The organism is Victivallis sp. (assembly GCF_048170485.1).
Lineage (GTDB): Bacteria > Verrucomicrobiota > Lentisphaeria > Victivallales > Victivallaceae > Victivallis.
This window is the reverse complement of the sequence record NZ_DBEXAY010000201.1, coordinates 1-8,296: the sequence shown is the minus strand read 5'-3', so window position 1 is coordinate 8,296 and position 8,296 is coordinate 1. Positions and strand designations below refer to the sequence as shown.

At 53.9% G+C, this 8,296-nt stretch carries 6 protein-coding genes; 1 reads left to right on the top strand and 5 read right to left on the bottom strand.

The genetic code is table 11. From position 1 onward, the window contains the following. Positions 1–377 precede the first annotated feature (377 nt). From ACMLHG_RS10530 to ACMLHG_RS10510, 5 genes are all read right to left on the bottom strand, one after another. On the bottom strand, positions 378–4,121 hold the full coding sequence (locus tag ACMLHG_RS10530) for a sugar-binding protein (protein ID WP_417170463.1): 3,744 nt from the start codon (positions 4,119–4,121) through the stop codon (positions 378–380). A gap of 25 nt (positions 4,122–4,146) precedes the next feature. Beyond that, positions 4,147–4,878: a prepilin-type N-terminal cleavage/methylation domain-containing protein gene (locus ACMLHG_RS10525; RefSeq protein ID WP_337625840.1), complete on the bottom strand. Its 732-nt coding sequence runs from the start codon at positions 4,876–4,878 to the stop codon at positions 4,147–4,149. Beyond that, on the bottom strand, positions 4,875–5,870 hold the full coding sequence (locus tag ACMLHG_RS10520) for a substrate-binding domain-containing protein (RefSeq protein ID WP_417170462.1): 996 nt from the start codon (positions 5,868–5,870) through the stop codon (positions 4,875–4,877). The genes ACMLHG_RS10525 and ACMLHG_RS10520 overlap by 4 nt, the downstream gene beginning before the upstream one ends. Before the next feature lie 306 nt (positions 5,871–6,176). Continuing rightward, positions 6,177–7,031, bottom strand: a complete 855-nt coding sequence (locus tag ACMLHG_RS10515) for an AraC family transcriptional regulator (protein ID WP_417170461.1) — start codon at positions 7,029–7,031, stop codon at positions 6,177–6,179. 106 nt (positions 7,032–7,137) lie between these two features. Next, complete coding sequence (locus ACMLHG_RS10510) at positions 7,138–7,524, bottom strand: hypothetical protein (protein WP_417170460.1); 387 nt, start codon at positions 7,522–7,524, stop codon at positions 7,138–7,140. Here ACMLHG_RS10510 and ACMLHG_RS10505 point away from each other — a divergent pair. Next, a complete protein-coding gene (locus ACMLHG_RS10505; RefSeq protein ID WP_417170464.1) occupies positions 7,490–8,146 on the top strand; it encodes a hypothetical protein in 657 nt (218 codons plus the stop codon). The two genes, ACMLHG_RS10510 and ACMLHG_RS10505, sit on opposite strands and share 35 nt — an antisense overlap. The last annotated feature ends 150 nt before the right edge of the window (positions 8,147–8,296 follow it).

The window sequence follows — 8,296 nt, the reverse complement described above, 5'->3', positions numbered from 1 at the left end:
AAATCCACGTATCCGCTGTGTATAGTAAAGATTAACCGACATCGCAACCTCCTTATTGCTGTTTTGCTCAAGAAACAATAAGGGCGATGTCGGCCTTTTTCCATTTCATCGCGGCGTTTTTCTTAAAATACGTTCACTTCTATCAAGAACCGTCGAAGAACCAACTTTTTATGGAAAGATTGGTGTAAAAGCCTTTGAATTACGATATCCCGTTACCTGCCGATTACAAGTTCCGAAATAGACTTCATCCGGCGTCTGATATTGGAGCGCCGAATGAATCCGCCTGGCGTTGTAAAAATTCAATGTCATTACCGACCGTCGACTCCGCATCCATCCGGAATGCCGCAAGAGAGCGGCCTCCGGCAGAAGAATCAGACTCACTTCTGCTCGAAAAACAGAGTCAGTGCCGATGACGGATCCTTGCTGTCCACAAGTCCCCGGCTCATCTGAAGCGACTTCTCGTACCCCTTGAGTTTCGGCATCCGGCTGATCTCCCAATTGCCGTCGTTGTCGCTGACGGCCAGATTGAATCCGGGACTCACTGAATTGTCAGGCCGGAATCCCCGGCAGAGCGTCTCCCACGGAAGAGCCAGCTCATAAAAGGTCTTCCCATTCCGGCGTACAACGGCAGCCTCCGCACGGGAGAAATCGAGCTTCTGCTCCAGAAGAGTCGTGCTGAGCCGCGCCCCCCGCTTCGTCCCGGTGACCGCCAGCTCCAGAAGATCACGGGATGAGAGTTTCTCCCGTTTCCCGGACATGACAAACAGAAGCTGGAGCGCATCGTTCGCCCAGTACATGTTCGGCTGCTCGTGCGGAACCCGGTGAAGATCATCCGTCACTTCCGCCGCGATGTAAAAGAAGGAATCGTCGTACTGAAAACGAACGACAGCCCCCAGATCGGCGGAATTCCGGATTTTTGCCTGATACAGTGAAATTTGCTGCGCTGCTTTCAGGCGGATTCCGGGAAGATGACGGAACTCCTCCAGATTTCCATCAATGCGCGGTCTTCGTTCCGCCTTTCCGCAGAACAGGGGCCGGATCTCGTTTGAACGGAGCCGTTCCCCGCCGACTTGAATCTCCGCCTGGTACGCGGTCAGCGAGGTCCGATTGTTCCACGGGAAATCGAAGGAGCGTTTCCCGCCGGCGGGAATCCGGAAGGGTCGGCTCATTCCGTTCGGCGAAAGCGTCAGAGTTCCCTTCAATTCCGAGGAGGTGTCGTTGAAAACCTCCGCCGTCAGCGAACCGTTCTTCCCGATTTTCAGTGAAACGGAAGGATTCTCCACCTTGATGTTCTTCAGCGCGGCAATGAACTCCGCATCCGGAACGTTTTTCGGATACAGATAGAGCGCTCCTTCACTCAGGGAGAGAAGCGTGTTCGCCCCGCCCCGCAACCGGATGGGCTCTCCCACCAGATTGTATGCCTGAACCCGCTCCGGCGGGAGCGGCAGAAGCGCTTCCCGCGTGCGGTGATCCGGCCGATAGATCCAGAGCGCGGCGAACAGGGTTCCGTTTTTGCGGAAATAATATCCCTGGAGACCGTTTGCATCGCGCTGCTCGAACTCGCCTTCCGGAACGGAACCGGAGAGGCGGCCGATCATGTTCGCCGTTGCAGGGAAGACCGTTTTCGGATAGATCCCATTGTCGGCGATCACAAAATGGTACATGCTGTTGCGGCTTGACACCTTGCCGTTATAGGGATAGAAAATGGCGTTCTTCCGGAACATTCCCCCCGCGAACATCAGAATGTTGGAGCGGACAATATATTCCGCCTGCTCAAGCTCCGTCACATAGCGGTCGTAGAAGAGGGATTCCGAGTTGATATCGTCATAGTAGAGGACATCGGAAGCGGCACACCCGCCTTCGGTTCCGAAAATCTTCTTATCCTTCCCCCGGTTGTACTTGCGGATCAGTTCCGCAAATCGGCGCAGGGTCTCATGGGAGTTTGCCCCCTTCCCGAGCTCATACGGATGCAGGGAGATGAAATCCATGCTCTCCAATGTGCCGTGCCGGAACAGCTCCTCCATTTTGGCAAGGAGCATTCCCTGATCCATCTTGTTTTCCCCCAGCGCACAGAACACGGCATCCGGATTGCCGTCCTTGATGCCCCGAAAAGCGGCCCGTATCACCCGGTCAGCGGCCGCGGCCTTCTGTTTCAACGGCGATTTCAGATACTCCGCGATGGTCTCGAAATAACGAATCTTTCCCTTGAAGCGCGATGCCAGCTCCCGGTGGTACTCGTAAACATCCTGTTCGATTTCCGGTGTGACGATCTCTCCGCCTTCCGCATCCAGCTTTGTCCCGACGGGGAACGGCGCATAGTTGGTCAACAGCGTTTCAAATCCGTACTGCCGGTTGAAATCCACGACATTCTCAATGATCCTCCACTGGGGATTTTCCTTCCTCCACCCCTTGGGAGCGCGCGACTGATATGCCGTATGGTAATTCACATTGAAACTCATGCCGAGACGCTTGTTCAGTTCCAGAATATCCAGCAGGTTGGGAGGATTGTCCCCCTCAATCGGACATCCGCCGAAAAACTCATTCCCCTTCAGCTGTTTCAGATCCTCAACGACCGAGGCGGAAACGGTGCAGCTTTGCAATTTCTGTCCCGGCGCCTCCAGCACCGCCGAAAGCGTGCAGTGACGAAGTTCCGCAGGAGCGGAGATCCGGAACGAATCCCCTGCCCCCGCATCGAGTTCCACGGTTTTCATCCCCCTCGCGATCACGTCCCGTCGATAGTTTTTCATCTCCCAGCGCAGGACGGAACGCCGTCTTTCCGATGCATCATTGCAAAGTGTAACTTCAAATTCCGGCGTGCTCCCCGGAAGATAAAGCCCATAACGGCTCCGCGGTTTCGCAGCAAACTGGACGATGCCGTGTCCGCGGTATTCGGTCAACGGGGCCCGCTGGAACTGGATGGCGTCAAACTGAAGATCCGCGTCATCTTCGTTGGTAAAATTCAGTTCGAAACGTCCGGGGAACTTCTTGCCGTTCCAGGTCTGATAGCAGGCGATGCGGGGCAGTGGAACCACGCAGCGCTGCCAGCCGCCGGCAAGATTCACAGGCCGGGAGTTGACCCGCAGAAGGGTCGGTTTTGACGCACGCGCATAAAAGGAGAGCACATAATCCTTTCCATCCTGAATCTGAAGCGGCAGAGAGCGGAGAGTTATGTTATTCCTTTTCCCGTTCCGTTCCACCTTCAGGACCCGTCTGCCATGAGGCGCGTCGTCCGGGGTGACAATCCGGAAAATCGCCGCGGGATCGGGCAGCTCAATCCGTCTGCCGGTTCTCTCATGCTCTTTACTTCGCTGGACCATCGGGAACCAGTCCTTCAGGCCAAGTTCAAAACTGGAGTTGAAGGCTCGATTCGGCGCCGCATCCGGAACCTCGCGGTAATAGGAGAGATAGCTGACCTCGTAAGGATTCCGGCTGAGAATGTCGTGTCCGCGCACCACGCCGTCCCGGGTCACATTCACGGAAGGGGGCGAATCCGTCACGGTGATGTCATCCAGATACAGTTTCACGCGCTGACCGTGAAAGGCCCGGTTCGAGTGAATGTCAATCATCCATCCGGTCATGACCGCTCCGGGGAAGCGTCCGGTCACCAGTTTGGAAACATCCTCACTGAACACCATCCACCCCTCGGGGTCGATGCCGCGCCGGGTCAGACGCAGCGAGCCGCCGCTCTTCTTTCCGGTTTTCGGATCTGTCGTCTCGAAAATCACCCCGAGCGAGAGCATGAGATCCGGCGGCAGGAGTTCCGGATACACATAGCCGGTCAAATAGACCGGTTTATCCAGAGGAATCCGCAGAGCGGGACTTTGAAACATGCATGCGCCGCCCCATTTTCCGGTGCTTTTGTCCACCGTCAGATCCAGCACATACGACATCACGCCGGAATGGGACTTCTCCCCCTGCTCGCAAAGTCCCTGCCGATGGACCTTCACATGCCCCTCGCGTTCCGCGGTCTTCAGATCCCCGATCCAGCGGGGGCCGAAGGAGCCGCGAAAATTCAACTTTCCCAGCGCTTCGAAGTCATTCTCATACAAGGGTGTCGCCCAGGCGGCATCCATAGCCAGAAGGCCGGATAAGACCGGCAGAATCCATGTTTTCCTGTTCATTGATTTCCTCACTTTCCCATCACGGTTACCAGGGGTTCCGGCTGCCGCTTTCCGGCCAGCCAAGAATATAAACTCCGCTGCGCATCACCGGCAGCGCGGCATAGGGAATGTTCTCCACGTGCCCATCGATGAACGCGGCATTGGGTTTCAATTGATGGCGCTTGAATTTTTCCGGCGGAGAAGAGCCGAGATAGCTGGGAGTGATCGCGTCATATTTTCCCCCGGCCAGATCCAGCATGTATCCGGTCACGGATGGGAACCGGCATTTTGCGAGACGCTTCATGGTATTTCTCTCGCACCAGTCAAGTTTCGCGCCCATGCGGTTTGTCCACGCATAATTCGACATCAGCATCTCCGGGACATCGGCGCTGACAAACACCTCCTCGGGCGCCGCGGGACAACGGTAAACCGGATTGGTCGGCGCCCCCCACACCACATCCTTTCCCGTATAACGGTGCGTGGCGTACAGCCAGGAATAATTCAGAAAACGATAATTCGGCGCGGGATTCAGATAGTTGTCATTGTAGGCGGGGGGCATGAAATCATCATTGTCCCCGGCATACTGAATGCTCATCAGCGCAATGGTTTTCTGATTGGATGCGCAGGAGATCATCTGCCCCTTCGCCCGTGCGGAACTCAGAGCAGGCAGCAACAGTCCGGCAAGGATTGCGATGATCGCAACAGCGATAAGAAGTTCGATCAATGTAAAACTCTTTCGACTGTTTTTTTTCGAGAGAGTTGTCGGATACTGATTCATAGATCCACCCCGCTGTTAATATTTTTGACCGTATTGTTCACGACCAGTTTCGGCCGGATGAGTGTATGCACCGGATTCCCCGACGTATCCAGCGGCCGGTGCAGAATGAAATAGTTGCCCCATGTGACAATCTGTTCCGGCTCAAAGACAATCGAATCCAGCGGGAAGAGCTCCTCCGCGGATGCAGAATGAGAATTGGAATCCCGGGGACGGTTGTAGCAGACCAGACTGATATCCTCCGGAATCCGGATTCCGCATTTTGCCGCATAATAGGGCAGATAGTAGGCAATGCCGCCCATCGTGCAGAAAATAGCCGTCGGCAGATTTTTTTCCACAGAGAAATACCGGTGCCAGAAAACCGGCGCATCGTCCCGGCCGGGCACGAATTCCAGGAAATCGACCCGGCAGGCCGGATTCAAAAACATCATTTCCGCCTGAAAACTTTTGCAGCGATCCACATGATTGGGCTGATCGAGAGCCGACGCCACCAGCACATGCCGATGACCGTTCGCATAGAGATGGCGTGCCGCAATGGCTCCGCCAAGATAATCATCGGAATCAATGGCGACATCCCCACAGCTCCCCCCCAGAATATTGATGACCACGCAATCCGGATTGGCGAATTTGATCTCATCAATGAGCCGCTGATCGGGAAAGGAGCACATCACCACAACGGATGCCTCGGAAACCGCCGCCATGAACCGTTCCCGATTCTCCATATGATTGGTGGGAATGCACTTGAAATCCTGCATGGAAAGCGACTGCATCAGCGAAATGCCGATGCGTTCGATAAATTCATTTTTGCAAATATCGAAAACGATGTTCTCACTTTTGCGCTGTCCGGCGCAGAGATAACCGTAACGGTTCAGAGCGTTCACCACCTTTTTCCGGGTGGAAGCGGAGACTGCGCCGTTGTTGTTCATGACGCGGTAGATTGTCCGGACATTGACACCGACTTCATTGGCGATTGTCTGAAACTGAATTCGGTTCATACCCCTTACCTTCCCTCGATTTCTTCTATAATTATACGATATTGCGCATTCGGATTCAAGAGGAAAAGCGGATTCTACCCGACAAAAATTGTCCGATTTGCGACAACAATCTTCGCGCCCGGAACAATGCACAGCTTGCGGTTTTGATTTCTCACGTTCCCACGCTGTACATTCTGGCAGATGCGAGAGGAGGAAATACACAGATGATTTTGGAATTCCGGTCCGGTCACACCGGGACACAGGCGGACAGAATGGCGAATTGCATCCATCTACCAATGAGAGAGGAAATAACACTCCTTCAATGCTTCAAAAGTAGTTTGCCGGAAGGTTTTCCCGATATTCGGAGGGAGATTTTCCGGTCCGGCGCCGGAATTTCGCGGCGAACTCCTGCGGGGAACAATATCCGAGTTCGCGGGCGATGTCGGCGATGGTCAATGTGCGCTGCATCAGCAGAGCGCAAGCGGTTTCATGGCGCCGCTTCATGCGATACTGGTTGGGCGGCATTCCCATGATTTCGGCGAATTTTTTCCGGAAGTTTTCATAGCCCCATCCGTGAGTCCGGCAGAACTCCCGGATGTCCTTTTTTTCTCGAAAGTCAGAACAGAGAAATTCGCAGGCATATTTGATGCGTTGCCGGGTGCTGTCGTCATACTCTGTCTGCTGAACCGCGCGGGAGACGAGGTGAAAGAATGCGGGCAAAAGCTCCAGCAGAGAACCGACCGGAGAGAATTCCAGCTCGTTTTCCAGCTTGAAATAGGCGTCGATCCACGCATCGTCGGGGGCGAACTTCCCGACCGGATTTTCCGGCAGGATGCCGTGATAGGCCCGGAAATAGGGATAGGCGTTGTAGCCAAGATTCAGAAAGCATTCACGCCATCGCGATGCAGGATCGATCCGGATCTGATGGACGATCCCCGGAATCCGCAGAAAATAGGTATTGGCTTTCAGCGGGAAACGGCGGCCGGATTCCCAGTCGACATAGGAGCCGTTTCCGCGCAGGACGAGGCAAAAGGCAAAAAAGGGAAAAGACTCCGGCCCGGTGACGCTCAGTGCGGGATCGGTTTTGTTGAGCAGTCCGACGCTGAGTTCATCGGACCAATTGCTTCCGACGGAGCGTCGAACCACATGATTCATACCAGAAAGCATAAGTTCTTTTCCCATTTTACCTACGGAATTCCGGTTGCTTTTTCTTTGTTTTTAAGGTATAATTATTCATAAAGAAAGAATTTAGCATGACAGGCCTGGAAATTCAAGGAAAAAGTCAGAATTAAAAATATGAGCCACCAAAAAACACGGAAACAGAATCGAAAACGCTAACAGCACCAGAGGATGCGGCAATGAAACCAGATGGCTTGTTCCGAGATGAACAGACAATGACACGAAACGGTTCCTGCAGGACTTTTCTGCTCAAAGAAAACATCATTTCCTCGTCCTTTCTCCTGACGGAGACCGCCTTTTCCATCCTGTCGAGAAAGGAGATCGAAAGAGAGAATGCGGAGCGGGGCAACGCGTTTCTCCCCGTACCACCCGCACTTCGAATTCCCCGGCAGTCGAACACCCCCCACAGCGCCCACATCGCTCTGCCCATTACCACACATGGCAGATAAAAATTTACTTTAATCGAACTCCTGGTCGTAATCGCGATCATCGCCATTCTAGCTGCGCTCCTTCTGCCGGCGCTGACTTCTGCCCGGGAGCGGGGGAAATCGATCACCTGCGTTAACAACCTCAAGCAACTTGGGGCCTGCACCACCTTCTACTGCGACGACAACAGCGGCTGGCTTCCGCGACCTGGCCAGCTGATCGGCAGCGATGGAAAACCAACCGGACAGTGGCAGGACCATCTGATTGCATACACCGGCGTACCGCTGAAAGACCGCTGCTGGCAGGAGGTACTCAACACTTCAGGCGAATATCTCCCGAAAAAACTGTTTGACTGCCCGTCGACCTCCGGGGTGATCCCCTACGGAGAGGATCATGATTACGGGCGAAACGCCTACAACACCATCAGCGGAAAAAACGGAGATTTCCTACCCAAAATCAGGTATGCCTCCCGACGAGTCTACCTCGGAGATATTTTCAACGACTCCAGTCTGACAGGCAGTTCAGCCTTTTACAATCTGTCGATGGCTGGATATTCTCAGTTGACCTTCCGGCATGCGGGACTGGTGAATATCCTCTATCTGGATGGGCACGCCGTTTCGCGGGTGCGCCCGGCGATTCCGGTGAAAAATGACTACTTCTACGGCGATTGGCCGGAGAGTAATTATTATTGACTTCGAAATTGGAAAGATACCATGTATAGGTGACAAGCAATTGTCGGAGTAGAAAAGAACTCCTTTGTCGAGTAACTTTGGAAATTTACTCAAACCAAATTACCGAAAAAGGAGCTCAAAAATGCAGAGAAAAGGTAGTGCCATTCGCAG